The 24320-nt window shown below is 45.2% G+C and carries 20 protein-coding genes; 12 read left to right on the top strand and 8 right to left on the bottom strand.

All coding sequences use genetic code 11. The features are described 5' to 3' along the window. Positions 1 to 381 precede the first annotated feature (381 nt). Positions 382 to 2268, top strand: a complete 1887-nt coding sequence (locus C9I89_RS09270) for a methyl-accepting chemotaxis protein (protein ID WP_107283070.1) — start codon at positions 382 to 384, stop codon at positions 2266 to 2268. Positions 2269 to 2462: 194 nt separating this feature from the next. On the opposite strand, the gene C9I89_RS09265 is transcribed toward C9I89_RS09270, so the two are convergent. Continuing rightward, positions 2463 to 3776 (bottom strand): winged helix-turn-helix domain-containing protein, encoded by a 1314-nt coding sequence (locus tag C9I89_RS09265; RefSeq protein ID WP_107283069.1) that lies wholly within the window; start codon positions 3774 to 3776, stop codon positions 2463 to 2465. 624 nt (positions 3777 to 4400) lie between these two features. On the opposite strand from C9I89_RS09265, the gene C9I89_RS09260 reads away from it, so the two are divergent. Next, complete coding sequence (locus C9I89_RS09260) at positions 4401 to 5669, top strand: autotransporter outer membrane beta-barrel domain-containing protein (RefSeq protein ID WP_245905454.1); 1269 nt, start codon at positions 4401 to 4403, stop codon at positions 5667 to 5669. Positions 5670 to 5718: 49 nt separating this feature from the next. On the opposite strand, the gene C9I89_RS09255 is transcribed toward C9I89_RS09260, so the two are convergent. Continuing rightward, positions 5719 to 6771 carry a hypothetical protein gene (locus tag C9I89_RS09255; RefSeq protein WP_107283068.1) on the bottom strand — a complete coding sequence of 351 codons (1053 nt, stop codon included), beginning with the start codon at positions 6769 to 6771 and terminating at the stop codon, positions 5719 to 5721. Between the two features lie 405 nt (positions 6772 to 7176). On the opposite strand from C9I89_RS09255, the gene C9I89_RS09250 reads away from it, so the two are divergent. Beyond that, the gene (locus C9I89_RS09250) at positions 7177 to 7452 is read left to right on the top strand and encodes a hypothetical protein (protein WP_107283067.1); all 276 of its coding nucleotides are present in this window, start codon (positions 7177 to 7179) and stop codon (positions 7450 to 7452) included. 35 nt (positions 7453 to 7487) lie between these two features. Here the strand turns inward: C9I89_RS09250 and C9I89_RS09245 are convergent, their stop codons facing one another. Genes C9I89_RS09245 through C9I89_RS09220 form a run of 6 tightly spaced genes read right to left on the bottom strand, consistent with a single transcriptional unit; the run spans position 7488 to position 14805 of the window. Next, positions 7488 to 8459, bottom strand: coding sequence for a hydroxymethylglutaryl-CoA lyase (locus C9I89_RS09245; protein ID WP_107283066.1), 972 nt, complete (start codon positions 8457 to 8459; stop codon positions 7488 to 7490). After that, positions 8456 to 10723 (bottom strand): acetyl/propionyl/methylcrotonyl-CoA carboxylase subunit alpha, encoded by a 2268-nt coding sequence (locus C9I89_RS09240; protein ID WP_107283065.1) that lies wholly within the window; start codon positions 10721 to 10723, stop codon positions 8456 to 8458. Before C9I89_RS09240 ends, C9I89_RS09245 begins: the two co-directional genes overlap by 4 nt. Further along, positions 10716 to 11540 (bottom strand): enoyl-CoA hydratase-related protein, encoded by an 825-nt coding sequence (locus C9I89_RS09235; RefSeq protein ID WP_107283064.1) that lies wholly within the window; start codon positions 11538 to 11540, stop codon positions 10716 to 10718. Before C9I89_RS09235 ends, C9I89_RS09240 begins: the two co-directional genes overlap by 8 nt. Positions 11541 to 11555: 15 nt before the next feature. Then, entirely contained in the window at positions 11556 to 13160 is a 1605-nt protein-coding gene (locus C9I89_RS09230) for a carboxyl transferase domain-containing protein (protein WP_107283063.1), read from the bottom strand. A gap of 42 nt (positions 13161 to 13202) precedes the next feature. After that, entirely contained in the window at positions 13203 to 14369 is a 1167-nt protein-coding gene (locus C9I89_RS09225; protein WP_107283062.1) for an isovaleryl-CoA dehydrogenase, read from the bottom strand. A 58-nt stretch (positions 14370 to 14427) separates the two neighbouring features. Further along, complete coding sequence (locus C9I89_RS09220; RefSeq protein ID WP_107283170.1) at positions 14428 to 14805, bottom strand: MerR family transcriptional regulator; 378 nt, start codon at positions 14803 to 14805, stop codon at positions 14428 to 14430. Between the two features lie 211 nt (positions 14806 to 15016). Between C9I89_RS09220 and C9I89_RS09215 the strand changes: the two genes are divergently transcribed. From C9I89_RS09215 to cutA, 9 genes are all read left to right on the top strand, one after another. Next, on the top strand, positions 15017 to 16216 hold the full coding sequence (locus C9I89_RS09215; protein ID WP_107283061.1) for an acetyl-CoA C-acyltransferase: 1200 nt from the start codon (positions 15017 to 15019) through the stop codon (positions 16214 to 16216). Between the two features lie 26 nt (positions 16217 to 16242). Beyond that, entirely contained in the window at positions 16243 to 17736 is a 1494-nt protein-coding gene (locus C9I89_RS09210; protein ID WP_107283060.1) for a CoA-acylating methylmalonate-semialdehyde dehydrogenase, read from the top strand. Between the two features lie 28 nt (positions 17737 to 17764). Next, complete coding sequence (locus C9I89_RS09205) at positions 17765 to 18934, top strand: acyl-CoA dehydrogenase family protein (RefSeq protein WP_107283059.1); 1170 nt, start codon at positions 17765 to 17767, stop codon at positions 18932 to 18934. A gap of 24 nt (positions 18935 to 18958) precedes the next feature. Beyond that, on the top strand, positions 18959 to 19756 hold the full coding sequence (locus tag C9I89_RS09200) for an enoyl-CoA hydratase (protein ID WP_107283058.1): 798 nt from the start codon (positions 18959 to 18961) through the stop codon (positions 19754 to 19756). Positions 19757 to 20057: 301 nt separating this feature from the next. Beyond that, a complete protein-coding gene (locus C9I89_RS09195; RefSeq protein ID WP_107283057.1) occupies positions 20058 to 21212 on the top strand; it encodes an enoyl-CoA hydratase/isomerase family protein in 1155 nt (384 codons plus the stop codon). Between the two features lie 33 nt (positions 21213 to 21245). Further along, positions 21246 to 22151 (top strand): 3-hydroxyisobutyrate dehydrogenase, encoded by a 906-nt coding sequence (mmsB, locus tag C9I89_RS09190; protein WP_107283056.1) that lies wholly within the window; start codon positions 21246 to 21248, stop codon positions 22149 to 22151. Between the two features lie 17 nt (positions 22152 to 22168). Further along, complete coding sequence (locus C9I89_RS09185) at positions 22169 to 22927, top strand: SDR family oxidoreductase (RefSeq protein ID WP_107283055.1); 759 nt, start codon at positions 22169 to 22171, stop codon at positions 22925 to 22927. A 294-nt stretch (positions 22928 to 23221) separates the two neighbouring features. Further along, positions 23222 to 23878 (top strand): Qnr family pentapeptide repeat protein, encoded by a 657-nt coding sequence (locus C9I89_RS09180; protein WP_107283054.1) that lies wholly within the window; start codon positions 23222 to 23224, stop codon positions 23876 to 23878. Between the two features lie 113 nt (positions 23879 to 23991). Beyond that, on the top strand, positions 23992 to 24312 hold the full coding sequence (cutA, locus tag C9I89_RS09175) for a divalent-cation tolerance protein CutA (protein ID WP_107283169.1): 321 nt from the start codon (positions 23992 to 23994) through the stop codon (positions 24310 to 24312). The last annotated feature ends 8 nt before the right edge of the window (positions 24313 to 24320 follow it).

Below are 24320 nucleotides of genomic sequence, written 5' to 3'. Positions count from 1 at the left end.
CCCCGCGTTGTGTTTTTTTTGAGTACAATTAAAAAATAGAGTTAACACACTAAAAATGCAGGATAAAATAATCATATCAGGACTGGCTTGGTAGCTTTGACCACATTGAGAACAGGAAAATTCCTATCATTTGAGGTTTATCATTAGCTTATATGGTGCCACTTCGAGTATCACTTTCTTCCAGGTGACATTTCAAACCCAAATACCCAGATCTCGAAATTGGATACAACATCACAAATTTAAAGCTCCTTACAAATATACCTACCTCTCCCATTAGAGTTCGCATAATATCTGCGACTTTATTCACTGCCCCTTAAGGCTACAGGTCTGATAATACCTGTGGTTTTACCCTAATTCATCCTGATATAGGTCAAGTAAGAAATGAAATCTCTAGGATTCAAAAATACTATAATAACCTCGGTAATAGTGTTAGTTAGCGTGTGCTTGTTGGCAGCTAACTGGCTTTCTTATGCCGATCTAAGAGATCATACGATTCAGAACATAAATGCCCAATCAATATCCACAGTCAGGTATGAAGCTAATAAAATTGAAGCCTGGTTTAAGAGCAAAACTCGTGCAATCGACTCGCTGGTTGACCACTATAAAGCTGGTCAGCCGAGTGAACGCTATGTCGAAACAGCCAAATACGCTAAAGATGCCAGCGATCTAACGACGGTGCTGTACGGCTTTGATGATGGCCGTTCATACTCGAATGATGGCGTTGATGACCCTGATGAGTATGACCCCCGCACTCGTCCTTGGTATCAAAAAGGAAAGGCGGCAAACGGCTTAGATTTAACCGATGTCTATAATGATGCAACTACAGGTCTCCCTGTTGTTTCTATTGTTAAAAAATTTGGAAATGGTGTACTTTTGGGAGACATTGAACTGTCTATCCTTGCCGATACTGTTAAAGGCGTAGATTTCCCGGGTGCGGTTACAGCTATTGTAGATGAGACGGGAAAAACGTTAGCTTCAAGTTCATCTTCACTAGCGGTAGGGACTCGACTTGCCGATATTGGAATGGCAAAAGTGCAGAAAGCGATGTTATCTCAAGACGAGAGCTATTTAACTTATTCACTGAATGGAACAGATCAGTTATCGTTTACTAAATCCATAACATTAGTAAATGGAAAAAAATGGTACCTAGTTATTGGTGTTAATAAATCTATTGCTTATGCAGCCGTGGATGAGGCGCTGGCTGATGCGATTATATCTTCATTGGTAATGCTTTCCATTGCGATTATCCTTGTCGTAGCAATATTAAATGTTTTGTATCGTCCAATACTCACACTCAAAGAAGTCGTGCTCGATCTATCAAAAGGCAACGGCGATCTCACTCGACGGCTGCCGGTTACCAGCGATGATGACCTGGGGCAAATTTCAGGAGGGATTAATGCCTTTATTGCAAACTTGCAATCATTGATGCTGGAAGTCTCGCAGTCTTCTGAACATATCGCTAGCAGCGTCGACCAACTTAAAAACCAAACAGATGCGAACAACCAAGTGCTGACAGCACACACAACGGAAACTACACAGATTGTTGCCGCTATTGAGGAAATGAGTGCCACTGCAAATGATGTGGCAAGTAATGCATCTGAAGCGTCCCAGTTCACTCATAATACAAACGCGCAAGTTACTGACTCGAAGAATGCTGTAACCGGTGCTACCAATACGGTATCTCAACTCGTCGAAGAAGTTGAAAATACGTCTACCAGCATTGTAGAAATTGGAAAAGACACCTTAGATATCACCAACGTACTGCAAGTAATCGGTGAAATTGCAGACCAAACAAACTTGCTTGCGCTAAATGCTGCCATCGAAGCTGCCCGAGCCGGAGAACAAGGTCGCGGTTTTGCCGTTGTCGCCGATGAAGTCAGGGCGCTTGCTGCCAGGACGCAAACCAGCACAGCTGAGATTGAACAGACGCTAAATAAGTTACGCACTGGTTCAAATACAGCAATTTCTGCAATGGGTATCACTAAATCAACATGCGAGAGAACGGTGGAAAATACGTCTTTGGTGGCGAATGATCTCGATACGATTGCTCAATCTGTGACGCATATTAATGACTTAAATACGCAGATAGCTACCGCAGCCGAACAGCAGAGTACAGTTGCGGATGAAATTACCCGTAATATGGCTGCTATTCGTGAAATTGTGGGGGAGTTATCAGCAAATGGAGAAGCTACTGCAAATGAAACCATCAATCTTGCAGCTGCAAACAGTCAATTGAAATCTGTTGTTAGTAAATTCAGATTGCAGTAAGGCGGCTATTACAGGAAGAAATATGCCAACTGGTATAGGTCTTCACCAATCGAGCAGCAACATCTATAGTAAGGCCACTTTGTAGTGGCCTTTCGCATAATTACAAGAGAACTCACCAACTGGCAGCCCTACCGGATAGTGATCTTTCTCTTACATTTGATGGGGTAGAACTGAGAAGTAGGCCAATTCCGAGATTAATTATTTTCACAGTTAGGCTGTGGGTTTAATCCTATAATATCTTTACATTTTTCAAAATTACTCAGTTCAGAGAAGTTAGAGTTTTCGATTTTATCTTTGTTAAACCAATAGAAACCGAGATCTTTTGAAAACCATAAAATAAGTTCTTGTTGACGGAAAACAATGTAGCTTGTGTGTTTTTTTTGTTTTTCAAAAGTGGAATTAAAATTATTTTGTATTTTACCGGGTTTACTTATACCACTTCGTTCTAATTCGTTTTCTGATATAACCCAATTGAAATACTTCGGTTTTGTTGATATTTCGGCAATAAAAGGTGCTGTATCTGTTTTAAATAAAGTAAATTCTCCACCCTTAAAATAAACAGGAATGAATTCTGTTTTTTCGTTATTTACTTTGTAACTTACACTACTGAAAGACCACTTTAGATTACTGATTTTTTGCAAAGATGATTGTACGAGATTGGGAGAGAGCTTACCGCCTTCAATATATAGATTGTATGTTTTTGCCGTTGTGCTACTTATATTTTCATCATTGAATAATGAAATCGTCTGAATATAATTCGTATGCGAAGACAATATAGGCCAGAATAATTCCAGTTCAAATTGGTCAAAAGTAACTGCGCGTGAACTGGAAGGGATACAAGTACCTTGTTGATTTTTATCACAAAAGGCAACAGAGTAATATTTATCTATCTTAGCAATAAAAAATAACTTGTTATCCATTTCAGTTGGTGTGATATATGTTTTACTATATGATTGTAAAAAATCCAAGTCATCTTCGTTTTGTGTCAGATAAATAAAGGTGTTATTGTCATGATCATAGCTTATTTTATGATAGTATGATGTTTCTTTGTTGACGAAGGTGTATAGGAAGGCACTGATTATAAAAAATGTCAATATGACAACGGTCAGGTGTGTATAATTGAACTTGTTTTTAGATTTATTGGTTATAATGATGTTTTCATTATGTAGGTTAACTGGCTCTATAGCCGTCACCTTTATCATATAACCGAGACGAGGGACTGTTTCAATGACTTGCCCTTTTTCTTCTTCCTTAAGTTTTATTCGTAATGTGCGAATAGTCTGAAATAGAGATGTGCTTGAAATTTCCTTTTGGTTCCAACCAATATTTATAAGCTCTTTTTTAGATACAACCCGAGGTGAATGTTGAATTAAATAGCATAAGATTTCTCTCTCGGCATGGTTTAATTCTATACAATGCCGACCATTCAACAGCTGTTTTTTTGAACAGTAAAATATGAAACCCTTACCTAATTTTACTGTATTTGTTGTAACACTGTTATTCGGCATGTATCGATTGCTCAAAAATTGATTTTAGAGTGATTGAAATCTAGATTTTCCATTTCGTAAGTATAACATTATCAGGATGTTTGTGTCTTAGGGCAAAATGCCATATCTCCCACGTATACTCCCGACGACAATGACGGCTATTTGCAGAAAATGACTGTTTTATATCCCTGTAACCTCGATATTTTCGCCCTTTTGGAGTGAGTCTGCGTGCCTACTTCTGCGTCAAATTAGCTTGAAATAGACAACCGTTCCTGTGCTCTTTTTTCTTGAATTGAACTCGCCGAGCCCACTCTGAATCCTGCATCTTGAGAGCACTTGGGTATATTGATTCTCATGAAAACGAGAGTGCTAACTGGCCTGTTAATGTGCATGATTTTAACTAGCAATTATAGGCAAATTTGTCCAGTAGGAAAACGTTTTATTTTGAACAGGGGTGTCATCATAATCTATTGTTAATAATAGATTTATCTGTGCGTTTTAAAGTGATCTGATTTTTTTGTGGATATAATTACTTTTGCGACACCGGATAATTTTCTCCTTTTCTATGATTAAAAGCGATGAACACATGCTGTGCACTACATAAAAATATACAGCGTGAAAGTGTCACTGATTATTGGGGGGAATATGCATAAGAACATTTTTTTTATCTTTGGGTTAACGCCAACGATTGTGATAACGACTGCTTTTTTCCCTATGGCGGCGAGTTCTGCAGAGAGAGTTAGTAACGCTAATGGTATGGCCGAATTAACAAGCATGACGCAGGAAGTTTATGCTGTCGCAATCTCAAACTTGAAAGAATTAAGCTCTGATTTTCGAGGTGATAAATTTACTCAAAACAAACTTCAGAGACGCGCCTCGGGATTAAATAATAATTCGCTGCTACAGCAAAATAATCTAAATACTGCTGAGTTAACTGCACGTGCAAGTAGTCTCAGGCAGGCGGCAAAGAACAACGTACAACCGCAAGCATCTTTCCCTCAATCTTCAGAACTGACATTGTACCAAAATGGCTATTTAGCTGAAGAGAGCTACTCAAGGTTCGGTGCTTATGTTCGGGTTGAACAGGATACAACTACTTCTGGAAATAACGCATCCAGCGTTGAAAAAGATTATAAAAGCGAGGGTACATCGATTACGCTTGGAGGCGATTATCTTCTTTATGATCATTATCTCTTTGGTTTAGCGCTAGGTTTACCTTTGTTCGACTCCGGTGAAGAGAATGCAGAAAGTGAAATTGATGGCTTAGTTGCCTCCGGATATTTTAGTTATTTTCATGATAACTGGTATCTTGATTTTACGGCAAGCTACGCTTTAGTTGATACCGATATTGAACGTAAAATCAGTCTTTACAGTGATAGTGTTATCACTAATGTTGATGATGTTGATTCAGATATATGGGTTTTTTCTCTGGGCTCGGGTTATCTGATCCATGATAACAATTGGAATTTTGCGCTTGAAAGTTCGATTCAACATACTGTCTCTGATACTGACAGGTATGCTGAACGGCCTTCAAAAGGTAATTCTAATTACCTGATATCAAAAGTGGATGATATCAATGAATTGGAATCGACCGTGTTTATTGCGGGGGCAAGCTTCTTTTATCCATTTCGCACAAGTTTGGGGGTTTTTCAACCATACCTGAGAAGTTATGTACATTATGATTTTGATGCCAATTCAGAAAAAATCATCAGTCAGCTGCAAGCGGATAATTCTGGCACAATATTGCCAATAATAATAAAATCTGATGACCAACTATATGGTCGTATGCATCTTGGTATTTCGGGAGCATTTAATAATGACTGGCATGCCTACGCAGAAGCAAGTACTTTAATTGGTTTAGATGATCTATCAGCATATACATTTACGATTGGGGTGAGTATTGCGCTAGATTAATTTTTAATGATTGCTATGTGAAAATAGCTTATCTCAGTGTCTAATACTCTTACTCGATAGTTTCTGGTTTTGGGATGTATTTATGTAGTCGGTCTATATCGCCGTTAATGGAGAAGAAAAGCTCCAGCTCCATCATAATCCCAGGATTTGCTTTATAATCAAACTCACTTTGGAAGTTGATGTCAGGGCTTATTCTTAAATAAAGCCAGTCTTTATATAGACGCTGTTTCCATGCGGTGGATAACCAATAGTTTGTACTTTCTTCGTCATCTCCGGTATCAGTGCTGGCACCTGCCGAATATTCAATTGAATTATTTTCATTCACACGGTGATAATATTCAACTTGCTGAACTAACTCCCAATTGTTATCGGAATCAAGAAACTGCGCGCTGGTACTGGATGTGATTATTTTTGAGTGTTCTTTGTTGACAGCATAATAAAAGCCAAGAGAAGTTAGTAATCCTGGACCTTTCGAGTGATAATAGAATACTTCTTGGTTAATTCGGCTGGTCCAATTTTCGCTTAATGTATCTATACGCCGTAGATTAGCTTTAGCAAAGGGATCCAGTGGCAGTTTTATCTTTAAGCCGATACCGTAGTCGGCTTTCCATTGCCCCAGTTGTTTGTCTTGTAAACTAACACCACCGATAGCACCACTAATTCCACTATCGCTACTTTCCGATATGTCACGTTGCTTGTTTTCGAGACTGTCATAATCATCAGGATCAGTTTCAAGAATTAGTTTCCAGTTTTTTTTAGTGTGAGGTAGATCTAGTTTAAGGTAAACATTTGAATCAAAGTCAAAATACTCTCTGTGTGTGTATCTTGGTCTAAATCGAATCCGTAAGTAACTGCGGTTCATTAAAGGCTTTTCATCTTCTTTCTTTCCAATGAAATGGTCGACTGAAGTGCTATATTCATTGATCGTATCAGATACAGTGTATTGTGATTCATCTAGCCAGCTGAGTAAGATACTATCGCCTTGGTTTTCATTTTGTTCAATAGCAAGTGAACTAGACAAGAAAGTAATATTGGGCTCAAAAATGGTATTAGAATGAGCTAAGCCAGAATAGAAAAGACAAGCGGGGAATGTTAAAGACAAGAATGATACTCGTTTAAAACGATACCTTAAAGGAGCCTTTCTAATATACGAATGCAATTTAGTTCCCATCCAATAGTCTCAAGCAAAAGTCTATATATTTCATTATCATACTAGCTTAAGTATAGAAGCATATAGGCTGACGGTCTGAAAGGAAGGCAATTTATCGCCAAAAGGAGAGCGATATCAATCTTTTGAACTAAATATAATATATAAATTAGAGTTTTTTATGTTCATTTTTTCTCTAACTTGTAACGTGTATATTATTTCCCTTTGTTATATAGATGCTTATATGTTATTTGAATTAATGATAATCATAACATAAAAATTCAACTACAATTAGAATTAATATAAACCTGTACATCAATGCATAGCTTTTTGCGTTGTTAAATTATCAGTGAGGACAAGATGGTCAGTTCAGATCTTGATGGCATCAAAAGTGATATCTCATTGACTGTTAATGATATTTTTGAAAACTTGGAAGAAGATAATAATAGATTGCCCACAAAAGAAGAATTCAGGACGATATTCTCAAATCATACGGAGCAATATATAGGTCCGTTAGATGAACTCACGGTAGAGGGGATCAGGCATGGCTTGAATAAACAAAGAGTAAGAGAGCTGGATCTCTGGCGTGCGGTAAATGAACTAGAAGCAGATCAGCGTTTTCTACGATCTTCTTAATATGCAGATCATATCTTGGTAAAAAATTAGGTTACTCAGCTTTTTGGTGGTAGCGACTGATCGAGCGGGAAGTTATCGCCTTTTTTATTGGTGTTTTTTCTATATTGGTTTCGTGCAAGCAAAGCGAGTGATACTTTTGATGCGGGCAGCTTATTCAATTTGTTACAAATCTGCCATCCTGCTTGTGCAATTTTATTAAGAGCTACACCTGTTTTTATTCCTAAACCTTCACAAAGATATATCACGTCTTCTGTGGCGACATTTCCACTGGCTCCGCTGGCATAGGGACAGCCACCTATACCTGCAACACTGGTGTCGATAACATTTACCCCCATGCTTAATGCCTGATAAATATTGGCTAATGCCTGTCCCCAGGTATCATGAAAGTGTACCGCTAACTGATGTACGGGAATGTGGTGGTTTACTGCTTCCAACATTCTGGCGATACGAAGTGGGGTACCTGTACCGATGGTGTCACCGAGCGAGATTTCATAGCATCCCATTTCAATCAGTGCTTTTGCGACAGCAGCAACCTTTTCGGGGGGCGTTGGACCGTCATAAGGGCAATCGACAACACAAGATAAATAACCACGAACCGCGATCCCATTACCTCGGGCCAGCTCCATCAGCGGCGCAAATCGTTCCAGGCTTTCTGCTATTGAGCAATGGATGTTTTTATGGCAAAAGCCTTCAGAGGAAGAGGTAAATATAGCGACTTGATTGGCACCTGCTTCCAGCGCCTGCTCGAATCCTTGAATGTTTGGTGTCAGGGCAGAATATACAATATTTGGCTTTCTGGCGATTTGCTGTAAGACCTGATTAGAATCGGCCATCTGCGGTACCCATTTGGCAGAGACAAATGAACCAGTTTCGATATGGGTTAGCCCGGTTTCTGACAATTGATTAATAAGCATGACTTTATCGGCAGCGCTGACGCGGCGTTCATTCTGCAGGCCGTCTCTGGCGCCAACTTCCACTAGGGTGACATGTTCAGGTAATAAGCTCATTGTGTGTTTACCGTTCGCTCAATATTGAGCAGCTGCTGACCATGCTCGACTTGATCACCGGTGGTGAAGCGGACCGATTCAATAACGCCGTCGTACGGCGCTTTGACAGTATATTCCATCTTCATCGCTTCAATGATGAGAAGCGGCTGATCTTTATTAACTTTCTCTCCGGCCTTACAGTAGATGGCGGATATGACCCCATTCATTGGTGCTTGTGTGAGTGGCTCTTTTTTATCCTTATGTTCCTTTGCGATGTAACCGTTCACAACAGAGCAGTAAATGTCATGGCTTGCCTGATAGAAAATATCGATCTGGTTGTTAGTTTGGATTGCAGTGAATTTCTCTTGTTGTCGGATGGCATCAATGCGCTGGCAAAGCTCAACCACTATTTGATTCGGTGAATGTGTATTTCTTCGCGGAATGTGCGTAATGGTGAGCGGACTGACTCGGTGTTGCTGGTTGTTTGTCTTTATAGCGACTAATTTGAATTCTGAGCTTAGCTTTTTCGGTTGTTCGCTAAGCTCAAACGTCAGTTCAAAGAGATGCCCATCACGGTCTTGCAAGCAGACGGTTTGTGAGGCAGGTTGATTCATGCGCCATCCCGCTATTGCCCATGGTGATTGAACCTGACGATAGGTTTGAAGCGAGCAATGTTGAGGTGAACCGGGCGGAATTTTTTGTTGCGGGTGCAATAAGTAAACAGCAGAAAACAACAAAGATTTCGCTATCAAAACAGCGGGCGCAGTATCAGGTTGAATGGTTGTTAGTTCAATCATTGAAGGCTGTTGGGCGAGCAGAGCATTCTGATGTTGTTCAATAAAGGCTGTACTGATCTCTTCACGTGCAAAGGCGGGGTGGCTCACTAATTGGTGGAGATACTGGATATTGGATTTCAAGCCGATCAGCCGGTATTGTGCTAAGGCCTGCTTAAGGTGATAAATCGCAGCGGTTCGGTTTTCTCCCCAGGAGATAACTTTTGCAAGCATTGGGTCATAATAACTAGTGACAGTGTCACCATGCTGAATGCCAGAATCAATCCGAAGATGTCTATTTGGCTCGGGTTCACGCAGGTACGTGATGGTGCCGGCCTCGGGGAGGAAGCCGTTATCCGGATCTTCGGCATAGACTCGGACTTCTATCGCATTTCCTTTCGGTACTATCTGGTGCTGGCGAAGGGGAAGCGGGTGACCTTCTGCAACCCTGATTTGCCACTCGACTAAATCTTGCCCGGTAATGAGTTCCGTCACGGGGTGCTCGACCTGCAAGCGGGTATTCATTTCCATAAAGTAGAACTGACTGCCGTGATTGCTCCCCGATGGATCGCTTTTTGACTGTTCAAGCAGGAATTCGATGGTTCCGGCCCCGGTATAGTTAATGGCCCGGGCGGCATTAACCGCAGCTTCCCCCATTTGTCGCCGGAGTGATTCACTCAATCCCGGAGCCGGGGCTTCTTCAACGATTTTTTGGTGGCGACGTTGAATAGAGCAGTCGCGATCTAATAGGTAAACTGTGTTTCCATGCTGATCGGCAAAAATTTGAACTTCAATATGCCTTGGATTGATCAGGTATTTTTCAACCAAAAGATGATTATCCCCAAAGGCCGCCATCGCTTCACGCTTGGCGCTGGCTATCGCTTCAAGCATTTCAGCGCCGACATTAACAATGCGCATGCCTTTGCCACCACCACCCAATGCCGCTTTTAATAATACGGGATAACCGATTTTCTCTGCTTGCTGCAGTAATATATCCGGCTGGTTGCTATCGCCGTGATAACCGGGGATCAGCGGAACGTTGGCTTTTTCCATGATATTTTTGGCGTCTGATTTTGAGCCCATGGTATTGATTGATTCGGCGGATGGGCCAATAAAGAGGAACCCTTGTTTGTGACAAGCCGCGGCAAATCCCGCGTTTTCTGATAAAAAACCGTAGCCGGGATGAATGGCATCAACATGGGCGGCGTTTGCTGCAACCAATAATGCATTTATGTTCAGGTATGATCCACGGGCTGCTGATGGCCCAATACACATCGCCTGATCTGCCATGGAAACATGCTTGGCATTGCGATCGGCATCGGAATACACCGCAACTGTTTCGATATGTAAACGTCGGGCGGTGGCGATAATTCGACAGGCAATTTCGCCTCGGTTAGCAATCAGAAGACGGTTAATTTTTCTAATCACATTGAGTTTCACCGTCTCTGCTGCATTAACAGACTGTGGTGGCTGAGCACGATTGATCACTGTCGGATCCGATGGCTTACTCATCTTTGCCACTCCATGCGGGTGGTCGCTTTTCAAAGAAAGCATTCACCCCTTCTTGTCCTTGTTCAGATCTGCGGATCTCCGCGATCAAATCGCTGGTCAGTGTTCTTAGTTCAGAGTCTATCGCTTTATGTTCACAGACATGGCATAACTGTTTGGCTCTTGTCATTGCATTGGGGCTATTGGTAAGAATCATTTGGGTTAAGCGGGTGAGTTGTTTTTCTAACGCACCGTTGAGCGTATCTGTGACAATATGAATGATATTCAATTGCCGCGCCGTTGCTGCGTCAAAATGCTCCGCCGTCAGCATATAGCGCCGGGCCTGTCTGACCCCCATCGCCCGGCAGACATAGGGGCTAATGGTGGCCGGAATTAACCCTAGCTTAACCTCACTGAGACAAAACAGTGCGTCAGAGCTGGCGATGGCAATATCGCAACCGCAAATTAGCCCTAAAGCGCCACCAAATGCACTGCCGTGCACCAGTGCAATGGTCGGGTGAGGAAAGGTATCTAACACATGCATTAGTTGTGCAAGTTGCTTGGCGTCTTGGCGGTTTTCTTCGACACTTTTTTTGGCCATTGATCTCATCCAGTTCAGATCGGCCCCCGTTGAAAAGTGTTTACCAATAGCGCGTAATACCAGGACGTAAACGGTGGGATCATTTTTTAATCTGTCCAGATGATCGAGTAGGGCCTGAATGACAACATCATCAAAAGCATTATGTTTGCTGGTCCGGTTTAATGTCAGGGTTGCAATACCCTTTTCATCGACGGCGCATAATACTTCTTGGGCCTGATCGGCGGTTTCTTGCTCTTTCATCACACCTCCTCCCGTTTACATGCGGAAAATACCAAACTGGCTCTCTGGGATCGGATCCCGCAATGCCGCTGCCAGCGCGAGTCCAACCACATCTCTGGTGTGCTTGGGGTCGATAATACCGTCATCCCACAGTCGGGCACTGGCAAAGTAGGGATGCCCCTGGGCGTCATAGAGTGCGATAATCGGCTGTTTAAAAGCGAACTCTTCATCGTCACTCCATGTTTCCCCGTTACGGGCTTTTACATCGCGGGTAACTTGCGCCATAACGCCGGCGGCTTGTTCACCGCCCATTACAGAGATCCGGGCATTCGGCCACATCCACATCATTGTGGGGTTATAGGCCCGGCCGCACATACCGTAGTTGCCCGCGCCATATGAGCCTCCGACAATTACGGTGAATTTAGGTACATCAGCACAGGCGACAGCCATCACCATTTTCGCACCGTGTTTAGCGATACCCTCAGATTCGTATTTTTTCCCGACCATGAAGCCGGTAATGTTCTGGAGAAAAAGCAGCGGGATCTTTCGCTTGCTACACAGCTCAATAAAGTGCGCGCCTTTCAGGGCGGATTCAGAAAACAGAATGCCGTTGTTCGCAACGATGCCGATAGGGTGACCGTGCAAATGAGCAAATCCGCAGATCAGCGTGCTACCGTATAAGGCTTTGAATTCATCCAAGTCGGAATCATCGACAATACGGGCAATCACTTCCCGGATATCAAAAGGCTGGCGCAGGTTTGTTCCGACAATGCCGTAGAGTTCATCGGCAGCATACTGCGGCGGAACAATTGTTTTTTCCGGTGGCTTAAGCTTTGGCGTATTGGTGCTGGCAATAGCCTGCCGGGTAAGGGCGAGAGCATGGTGTTCGTTTTCGGCATAGTAATCTGCCACGCCCGATGTTTTACAGTGCACATCGGCGCCACCCAATGCTTCGGCAGTCACAATCTCACCGGTCGCGGCCTTTACCAGCGGCGGGCCCGCCAGGAAAATCGTTCCTTGCTCTTTTACGATGATCGACACATCAGCCATTGCCGGAACATAAGCGCCACCTGCGGTGCAGAGGCCAAGCACAACGGCGATTTGCGGAATGCCCTTGGCTGACATCCGAGCCTGATTATAGAAAATGCGCCCGAAATGGTCCCGATCGGGAAAGACTTCGGCTTGATGAGGCAAGTTCGCACCTCCGGAATCCACTAAATAGACCGTGGGAAGATGGCATCGCTCGGCGATTTCCTGTGCGCGAAGGTGTTTTTTCACCGTTAAAGGATAATAGGAGCCACCTTTGACCGATGGATCGTTGGCGATAATCATACATTCAATGCCTTCAACCTGACCGATACCCGCGACCACACCGGCACAAGGGACCGGCACGTCGTAAACATTCCAGGCGGCAAACTGACTGAGTTCCAAAAACGGCGAACCGGCATCGAGTAATTTATCAATTCTCTCTCGCACCGGTAATTTACCTTTTTCTCTTTGACGAGCGAGAGCCGCTTCGCCGCCTCCTTGCATAATGACATGGAGATTAGACCGTAAGTTATCGACCAGCGCGGTCATTGCCTGATGATTGGCGACAAACAGAGGATCTTGTGGCTGAACCTTACTTTGAATAATTGCCATACTCGTCCTTTTGGAAAGTAGTGTTATCTTGAACCGTTATTATTACGATTCTTTAAACAGTTCACGGCCAATCAGCATCCGTCTGATCTCAGAAGTCCCTGCGCCTATTTCGTAAAGCTTGGCATCCCGTAGTAATCGTCCTGCCGGAAACTCATTGATATAGCCATTGCCCCCCAGTAACTGAATGGTATCCAGCGCGAGTCGGGTGGCCTGTTCGGCGCTATAGAGGATCACACCGGCGGCATCTTTGCGGGTTGTTTCACCCCGGTCACAGGCAGCGGCAACGGCATACACATAAGATCGGGCGGCATTCATGCGGGTATACATGTCAGCGACTTTGGCCTGAACCAGCTGAAATTCACCAATAGAACGGCCAAACTGTTTACGGTCATGGATATAAGGCACGACTAAGTCTAAGCAGGCTTGCATAATGCCAAGAGGACCGGCAGCTAGCACGACGCGCTCGTAATCAAGGCCGCTCATTAAAATTTTCACGCCATGATCGACTTCGCCAAGAACATTCTCTTTGGGTACTTCGCAGTTCTTGAATACCAGCTCGCAGGTGTTTGAACCGCGCATTCCCAGCTTGTCGAGTTTTTGTGCATGGCTGAAACCTTTGAAGTCGCGCTCGATAATGAAAGCCGTAATGCCGTGGGATTCGGCCTCGGGATCAGTTTTGGCGTAAACCACCAAAGTATGGGCATCCGGGCCGTTGGTGATCCACATTTTAGTGCCGTTCAGAATGTAGCGGTTACCGACTAGCTGTGCCTTCAGTTGCATAGCGGTGATGTCGGATCCTGCATTAGCTTCGCTCATTGCCAGCGCGCCAATTTGATTGCCATCAATCAGACCTGGCAGGTACTTGGTACATTGCTCTGCAGTACCATGGCGGTAAATTTGGTTTACACACAAGTTGGAATGGGCGGCATAACTTAACCCGACAGAGGCTGAGGCTCGGCTTATCTCTTCCATTACAACCACATGTGTCAAATACCCCATGTCGGCACCGCCATACTCTTCGCTGACGGTAACACCCAATAAACCCATCTCACCGAGCATAGGCCATAAATGGTTCGGGAATTGATTGTCCCGGTCGATCTTGGCTGCCATTGGAACAATAGTATGGGCCGCAAAAGCATTCACTTGCTCGCGAAGCATATCAATCGTTTCACCGAGGCCAAAATTAAGTGGGGTATAAGCAATTTTCATAACATCTCCTGGTTGTCCCAAGTTGTGATGCGGTGTTGATGTCTAAGGGATCTTTGCACTATCGCGGCTTTGATCTATCCAATGCCTGCTGACAGCGCTCACGGGCTGCACTGAGTTCGCTCATCACGATATTAATATCGTCTAATTGGCGTTGTAGGGTCATTTGCTTGTCGTCAATAATGGTCAGCATCTGGTTCAGCTGAGTATTGCTTTGATTGGTATCGTACAGCTCGAACAGTTCTCGAATTTCAGCTAATGAGAAGCCTAATCGCTTACCCCGCAGGATCAGCTTGAGCCTGATTTTATCTCGACGCTGATAAACTCGGATATTGCCATGCCGGGCTGGGTGCAGCAGACCCATATCCTCATAAAAACGGATGCTTCGGGTAGTGATATCGAACTCTTTTGCCAGCTCGCTTATTTTGCAAGTCTCCACCTTATGATGCCCTCTGATCTGCATGGCGATTGGAAAGGCTCTGATACGTTATTGCGCCGATCTGGGTCAGAACCATACCGGGTGGTATTGCTGGTTTGTTTCTTAACGTTTACGTAAATGTTAGTGCTATGCTTACGAAAAGGTCAAGAAATCGCAGTTTGGATTAATGGCTCAAAATATTGTTTGATTGCTGTCGTCAGAGGGCGTAGTGATGGAAAGAACAATCTGGATTATATCGGCGAAGAGAACCCCGCTCGGCAGTTTTCAGGGGCAGTTTAAAACCCTGTCAGCACCGCAACTCGGACAGCATGCCATCAGGAGCGTGCTGGATGAGATATCGCTCTCTCCTGAGTCTATCGATGAAGTTTTTATGGGATGTGTACTGCCTGCCGGGTGTGGCCAGGCACCGGCACGTCAGGCTGCAATCAATGCCGGTTTACCCTATTCGACAGGCTGTACCACCATCAATAAAGTGTGTGGCTCCGGTATGAAATCGGTGATGCTGGCATATGATCTGATTAAGGCCGGAGGTATTCAGGCGGCGATTGCTGGTGGTATGGAAAGCATGACCAATGCTCCCTATTTACTGAAAGAAGCACGTAGCGGAATGCGGTTAGGGCATCGAACAACATACGATCATATGTTCTTAGATGGCCTGGAAGATGCGTATGAGGGCGAACTGATGGGCGTCTATGCCCAGCAAATAGCAGATAAGCTGGGTTTCACACGTTTGCAAATGGATGAGTGGGCAATGATGTCGGTTCAACGTGCACGAGATGCGCAAAAACACCATCTTTTTGCTGATGAAATTGTTCCAGTGCCTGTTTCTACCAAACATCACGACGTGAGCATCGAGCATGATGAGCACCCCGGACAAATCAGCACCGATAAAATACCGACATTAAAGCCGGCTTTCGCAAAACATGGCACCGTGACGGCGGCTAATTCCAGTGCTATTTCTGATGGCGCAGCAGCATTAGTTCTCATGGATGCTGATATGGCCAAAGAACTGGGATTAGTTCCGCTCGCGATCATCAAAGGGCATTCTTCTCATGCCCGAAAGCCCTCGGAATTTACCCTTGCCCCCGCTTTTGCCATCAGGCAGTTATTGTCGTCGCTCGATTGGTCGATTGATGAAGTCGATCTTTGGGAAATTAATGAAGCCTTTGCGGTCGTCGCCCAAATAGCGGTGCAGAAGCTGGGTTTAGCGGTCAGTAAAGTCAACATCAAGGGGGGCGCATGTGCGCTAGGTCATCCTATCGGAGCCAGTGGGGCCAGAATACTGGTTAGCCTGATCTATGCGCTGAAGCAATTACAGTCATTATCTACTGTCAACAAGCCATTGCGAGGTGTTGCATCGCTGTGTATTGGTGGTGGAGAAGCAACAGCCATCGGTATAGAAATTCCGTAACAGTGTAACAATGTAAGGAAATGACCATGATTCAGTCTGTTCCTCTCTTTATTAACGGCGAGTTTCGCCAATCTGTATCAAAGCAGTGGATTCACGTCACCAATCCGGCCAGCAATGAAATTATCGCTAACCTGCCTTGCGCGACAGAAGCGGAAGTGACGGAGGCCGTTGCAAGTGCCTCGCAAGCATTTTTGCAATGGAAAGAAGTTGCAGTGTCTGAGCGGGCTAGGCTCATGCTCAGGTATCAACAGCTACTAAAAGAACATCATGATGAGCTGGCCACTTTAGTGTCTCAGGAGACAGGTAAGATTTTTGCCGATGCGAAAGGGGATGTTTGGCGTGGTATTGAAGTGGTAGAGCAGGCCGCCAATATAGCCAGCCAGATGATGGGGGAAATGGTTGAAAATGTAGCCGAGAGCCTTGATACCTATTCAGTCACTCAGCCCTTGGGTGTTTGCTGCGGTATCACGCCGTTCAACTTTCCGGCCATGATCCCGTTATGGGTGTTTCCGATAGCGATTGCCTGCGGTAATACCTTTGTGTTGAAGCCTTCCGAGCAAGCGCCATTAACTTCGGTACGGCTGGCTGAATTATTTGAACAAGCGGGAGTTCCCAAAGGCGTCCTGCAGATAGTCCATGGCAAGAAAGAGCAGGTCGATTATTTACTCTCTCATCCTGATACCCGCACCGTGTCATTCGTCGGCTCGGTGCCGGTTGCCCGCTATATTTATCAAACTGGCACCCATAACCTGAAACGGGTTCAGGCCTTCGCCGGTGCCAAAAATCATATGGTGATCATGCCCGATGCGAACAGAGAACAAGTGATCAATAATTTGGTGGGATCATCGGTCGGTGCGGCCGGACAGCGTTGTATGGCAATTTCTGTCGCGGTGTTTGTGGGCCGGGATAAAAGCTGGATCGCTGATTTGAAAAAGGTGATGGCAAAAGTAAAACCGGGTGTGTGGAATGATGCTTCTGCCGGATTCGGCCCTTTGATCAGCCCGTTAGCGAAAGACCGAGTGCTACATCTTATCCAACAAGGCAAAGATCAAGGGGCAGTATGTGAACTTGATGGCAGCCAATGTGGCGTCGAGGGATATCCGAAAGGTAACTGGGTGGGACCGACGCTGTTTAGTGGTGTCACAACGGAAATGTCGGTTTATCAGCAGGAAATCTTTGGCCCGGTATTGATCTGTCTGGAAGTCGACAGTCTTGAAGAGGCCATCGCTTTGGTCAATGCCAATCCGTATGGTAATGGAACATCCATTTTTACGGCCAGCGGTGCGGTGGCCAGAAAATATCAGCATGAAATTGAGGTCGGCCAGGTAGGCATTAACGTCCCTATTCCTGTACCTCTTCCTTTCTTCTCGTTCACGGGTTGGAAAGGCAGTTTTCACGGTGATTTACATGCTTACGGAAAGCAGGCTGTACGCTTTTATACCGAAACCAAAACCGTTACCGCGCGCTGGTTTGATGATGATATTTCGACCGGGCCGAATCTGACTATTCAGTTGAAGTAGTTAAGTGGGTTAGGTATTGGAGGCAGTTATGGACTTTGAGCTGAATCAAGATCAACGCGCCTTTGCCCAAACAGCGCGCCAGTTTGCAATTGAACGGCTTAGTCCGATGGCCGCTGAATGGGACGAGAAACAGATCTTCCCTAAGGAGGTACTGAAAGAAGCGGGTGAGCTGGGTTTTCTCAGCCTTTATACCCCGGCGATCCAAGGTGGGTTAGCCCTTAGCAGGTTAGATGCCTCAATTGTCTTTGAGCAACTCGCGATGGGCTGCACGTCAACCACCGCGTTTATGACCATCCATAACATGGTGACCTGGATGATTGCCAGCTTTGCCACTGACGAGGCCTGTGCGGAGTATTGTCCGCAATTGATCACCGGTGACTGGCTGGCTTCGTATTGCTTAACTGAGCCTGAAGCAGGTTCAGACGCCGCATCGCTGACGACCTCGGCAAAGCGTAACGGCGAACAATACATTCTTGATGGCGCGAAAACGTTCATTTCCGGTGCGGGTGAAACGGACGTGCTGGTGGTGATGGCAAGAACGGATGATGTTAGGCCTGAAAATGCCAATGCTAAAGGCATTTCTGCTTTTATCGTGCCTGCTGATGCCAAAGGGATCCACTATGGACGGAAAGAGCCCAAACTGGGCTGGAACAGTCAGCCGACCCGGGCGATTACATTTGACAATGTGGTGATACCCGCCCGAAACCGGTTAGGGCAAGAAGGAGAAGGCTTCAAGTTTGCGATGAAGGGGCTTGATGGCGGACGAATTAACATTGCGACCTGCTCTGTCGGTACTGCGCAGCAAGCCTTAAACCAGGCAAAGCAATACATGACTGAGCGAAAACAATTTGGCGAAAGACTGGCTCAGTTTCAGGGGCTGCAATTTAAAATCGCGGATATGGCAACCGAATTGGTTGCAGCAAGACAATTGGTAAGGTATGCCGCCAGTAAGCTAGATCGTCAGGATCCGGAAGCGACAGCTTATTGCGCGATGGCTAAACGCTTTGCGACCGATGTTGGATTCACTGTCTGTGATCAGGCGCTGCAACTGTATGGGGGCTATGGCTATATCAAGGAATATCCCATTGAACGCTATTTTCGTGATGTCCGGGTGCATCAAATCCTTGAAGGTACCAATGAAATTATGCGCCTGATCATTGCCCGTCGGCTGCTTCGCGAAGGGTGCGAGTTGTTGTAATCTGGTATTACATGGAGAAAGCTCATGTCAGAAAATGAAGGCTTGGTTCAGACCGCGATAGAGGTTGAAGTGAATAACCATGTGGCGGTGATCACCATGAATAACCCGCCGGCAAATACCTGGACGGCAGACAGCCTGAATGCGCTAAAAACAGCGATACTCTCTTTGAATGATTTAAAAAAGGTGTATGCCTTGGTGATCACCGGCCAGGGTGACAAGTTTTTTTCGGCAGGCGCTGATCTTAAGTTGTTTGCTGACGGCGATAAAGCGATAGCGGGCGACATGGCACGTTGTTTTGGCGAAGCATTTGAAACCTTATCGGCATTTCGGGGGGTATCAATCGCAGCCATTAATGGTTATGCCATGGGCGGGGGATTAGAAGTGGCACTCGCATGCGACATTCGCATTGCTGAACAGCAAGCCGTAATGGCATTACCAGAGGCAAAAGTTGGCTTGTTACCCTGTGCGGGCGGAACGCAAAATCTGGCCTGGCTGGTAGGTGAAGGCTGGGCAAAACGTATTATTTTGTGTGGCGAGCGAGTCACAGCCGAACAAGCGCGTAACATTCGATTAGTCGAAGAGGTTGTGGAACAAGGTAAAAGTCTGGAAGCCGCGGTTAAGCTGGCTGAATCGGTGGCAAATCAATCCCCGTCGTCGGTTACTGCCTGCAAAGCATTAATTCAAAATTGCCGCAGCGCACCGTTGCAACATGGCCTGATGAAAGAACGGGAATTGTTTGTCCGCCTGTTCGATACCGAGGATCAAACCGAAGGGGTACTGGCCTTTTTGCAAAAACGTCCGCCAAACTGGAAAAATCGGTAGAGATATTTATTAGTACAGCACCGAAGTTTTGACGAGTTCAGTAACCCAGTTTCGTCATTCCGTAAAGAGAGGAACGAACTTATACGGAATCTAAGGAGCACGCGGTTAGAGCTGGATCCCGGATATCTCGTTCCTCAATTTCGGGATGACATGTTTAGGAGCTTCAACGATTCATTATTCAGGTGAAAGAGTACTAGCATTCAAGAAAGTTATTGAGATCCCAGAACATTGTCATACATTTCAATTAGACTCAAAAGAGTTCGAATTGAAAAAGATCGCATATTAAGAGGTTGGAGGCGGTATGACAGGAAAGGTCAGTTTTACAGAATTGGATTGCAGCAGTGGCCATAGAATTGGCGTGGCAGAGCTCGATAATACGGCTTCGCTCAATGCACTCACTCTGGATATGCTAAAGCAACTGAAAGAAAAACTAGAGCAATGGCAGGCCGATGATGACATTGTTTGTGTGTTCCTTGCCGGTGTGGGAGAAAAGGCCTTTTGTGCTGGTGGCGATGTACGCGCCATGTATCATGCGATGCAGAATAATTCGTTAAATAAAGTCAATAAAAGTGGAAAAGAATCCGGCATAGCGCAGGAATTTCTTACCGAGTATTTCACCGTGGAATATGGCTGCGATTACTTGATCCACCGCTATCGCAAACCCCTCATCGTCTGGGGCGAAGGCATTATTATGGGGGGGGGAATCGGCTTATATATTGGCGCCAGTCACAGGGTGACAACACCCAACTCTCGTCTTGCGATGCCTGAAATTAGTATTGGCCTGTATCCCGATGTGGGCGGAACCTGGTTCTTGAATCAGTTGCCGACCGGAATTGGCTTGTTCCTTGCCTTAACCGGCGCACAAATCAACGCCAGTGACGCGTTAGATCTAAAGCTTGCCGATCATTTGTTATTGTCAGAACAAAAACAAGCTGTGTTGCAGCAATTACAGACAAATCCTTGGCGTGGTGTTGAAGACAATCACGCACTGGTGACGGAGTTACTTGATAATTTAGGTAAATCAGCCGTTCGTCAGCATCCGTCCAGTCAGCTTATTCCTTACTTAGCACAAATTCAGGCGGCATGCAGTGGCGTTGATCTTAATGTGATTTGTCAGCAGATCGCAGCGATTGATGGGATGGGGCGCTGGTTGGAAACCGCTAAAGCGACATTAGCTTCAGGCAGCCCTATTACGGCTCACATCTGTTTCAGACAGTTAACTCAATATCAAAAGCTGTCACTGGCTGAATGCTTCAAACTTGAACTAACAATATCCGTTCGCTGTGGATTACTCGGTGAATTTGAAGAGGGTGTCCGGGCTCGGCTGATTGATAAATGTGGAGAGCCGAACTGGAAGTTCAAAACTGTCGAAGAGGTAGAGCCGTCTGTGATTGATACCTTATTTACACCCTTGTGGTCTGATGCAGAACATCCACTAGCTTATCTTGATACATAAGTATCACTTAACCTCAAACTGGGGAGGCGTTTCATGAGTACCATTGCATTTATTGGACTGGGAAATATGGGCAGTCCGATGGCAAAAAATCTGATTTCTGCAGGTTTTAACGTTCAAGTGTTTGATATAAACACAAAGGCGGCAAAGAAAATGGAGCCCTTTGGGGCGATGGTTGCGGCCTCCTTAGAAGAAGCGGTGAAAGGCGCTGATACTGTCATTAGTATGTTGCCGGCCGGAGTGCATGTACGCGCCGTTTATCTCGGCGATCATCACGGTGGCGTGGGCTTGCTCAATCTTGTCAGTAAAGACACCTTTCTGATTGATTCCTCAACGATAGATCCCGACTCGGCACGCCTGATTGCAAATGAAGCGGCGAATAAAGGGCTGGAATTTGTCGATGCGCCAGTCTCTGGCGGTGTTGCCGGCGCTGAAGCCGCAACGCTGACATTTATCGTCGGCGGGACCGAACCGAATTTTCATAAAGCGCAAGCAGTATTGCAGTATGTCGGTAAACATATCTTTCATGCGGGTAAAGCCGGTGACGGGCAGATGGCAAAACTCTGTAACAACCTGATGCTTGGCATTTTAATGTCGGGCACTTGTGAGGCATTAAGTCTCGGAATAGATAACGGCCTCGATCCCAAAGTGTTATCAGACATTATGCTGCAAAGCTCGGGGCGTAATTGGGCGCTAGAAATCTATAACCCTTGCCCGGGTGTGATGGAAAAAGTGCCAGCCAGCAAAGAGTACCACCCTGGCTTTATGGGTAAATTGATGCTTAAAGATCTGGGATTAGGAATGGAAGCCGCTATTCAAAGCCAGTCCGCGATTCCAATGGGCACCTTAGCCAGAAACCTCTATGCCTTCCACAATGCGAACGGAAACGAAGAGTTGGATTTCTCAAGTTTGTTTCAGTTTTATCGCCACCAAGCTAAATAACATAAGTTGGAGGGGCAATGGATATCAAACAGAGCGTGATTGCCATAACGGGAGCGGGGCAGGGGTTAGGTCAAATGATGGCCGTAACTCTTGCACAGGCGGGTGCAGAATTGGCGTTGATTGATGTCAATGAAGAGGGATTGCGTAAAACTCAACAGCAATGTCATATGCTCAGCACCAAAGCCGTGACTTACAAAACAGATATTACTAGTGAGCTGGACGTTGAGCAAACCTTCAACCAGATTGTTGAGGATTTCGGCCAGCTGGACGGATTGATCAATAACGCCGGTGTACTTCGTGACGGTTTATTGGTGAAAGTCAAAGATGGCGAGATGAGAAAGATGTCGCTGGAGCAATTTAATACCGTCATGAATGTGAATGTCACAGGGACTTTTTTGTGCGGTCGAGAAGCGGCAGCAAAAATGATTCTTACCGCGCGAAAAGGTGTGATTATCAATATTTCCAGCGTTGCACGAGCCGGTAATATTGGCCAGACCAACTATTCCGCATCAAAAGCGGCAGTGGCAACCATGGCGGTTTGTTGGGCAAAAGAACTTAGTAAATATGGTATTCGGGCTGCGGTTGTCGCCCCTGGCATTGTGCGAACGGCAATGGCGGAACAGTTAAAACCCGAAGCCATGGAACGATTGAAAAAAATGGTGCCGGTTGGACGAATCGGTGAAGCTAGCGAAATCGCCCATGCGGTGAAATTCATTATTGAGAGTGATTATTTTACGGGTCGAGTACTGGAAATTGATGGAGGAATGCGGATGTAGCGACGGCCCCCGGGGAAATAACAGGCTTGTCTATGTCTACCACAAAGGGTCTGTTTGAGGCTATTTCGCTCAAGCGTCATATATGCGCGTAAAAGCATCCTTAGGCAGCAGCAAGTTATTAGGCTGCCTGGCTGTCTCGATTTATTTTGTTTTCGCAGCTGCGGGCTGATTTGGTGCCTTTTAATGGGTGATTATAAGGTGTTAGTTTAATTCTGTTTTTATGGTATTTATTGCTGGATTTTTATCAGGTTTTAGCGGTAATCTGCCCCTAAGTTAGGCAGCAAAAAGCAGTAAATGATGATTACAAATCAAACATATTCAGGCCAGGATTTTTCGAACAAAAACCTGCAGTATTCCGTTTTTAAGCAATGCAAATTTTTTTGTTGTAACTTCACCCGGGCAGATCTTACCGAGGCTGAATTTATCGACTGCCAGTTTATTGAACGTGGCGAGCTTGAAGGCTGCCAGTTTGAATACGCTAAGTTAAAAGATGCCAGTTTCAAAGACTGCGATTTGAGCATGGCTGATTTTAAAGGCGCGCAATGTTTTGGTATCGAATTCAGAACCTGCAACCTTAAAGGTGCGAATTTCACCCTGGCAAATTTCGCCAATTACATCACGCAGAATACGTATTTTTGTTCTGCTTATATCACCGGTTGCAATCTGTCTTATGCCAATCTTGAGAATCAACGTTTAGAAAAATGCGACCTGTTCGAAAACCGCTGGAATGGAACTAACTTGATGGGTGCTTCGCTCAAAGGGTCAGATCTTACTCGGTGTGAGTTTTCGGCAGATATCTGGGGGCAGTTTGTGATTGAAGAGTGTAATTTATGCCACGTCGACCTGACGGGGCTAGATCCCCGGCGCGTAAACTTAAAAGGTGTCACGATATGTGACTGGCAGCAGGAACAATTGCTGGAACCGTTAGGTGTGATTGTTACTCCGGGCTAGTCCCGAGGTCCTGTTTGCAGGAAGTAAAATGAAGGGAGCGGAATTGCTCCCTTTCTATTGTTAGATAGCCAAACCTATACTTAACAGGAAACGGATAAGTGCGGGGCAATGAAATGTTTGAACATAACTATTGTATGGTGATGACAACGTTTACTGATGAGTCGACCGGAAAAAAGATCATCGATTCACTGCTCGAAAAACGTCTGGCGGCGTGTATTCAGGTGCAGGAGGTACTCAGTTACTACCACTGGAAAGATGAGAGCTGTTGTGATCGGGAGAAACTGGTACTGATCAAAACTAATAAGCGACTTTATCCTGAGGTGGAAGCAGATATTATTGCCAATCATGACTATGAAACCCCGGAAATTGTACAACTTCCGATCACCAACGGATCTAACGGTTATCTCAGCTGGATTGATGCTGAGTGTAAATAGAATCCGCC

Source organism: Photobacterium lipolyticum (genome assembly GCF_003026475.1).
GTDB classification, from domain to species: Bacteria; Pseudomonadota; Gammaproteobacteria; order Enterobacterales; family Vibrionaceae; genus Photobacterium; species Photobacterium lipolyticum.
This window is presented reverse-complemented; position numbering and strand designations above follow the sequence as displayed.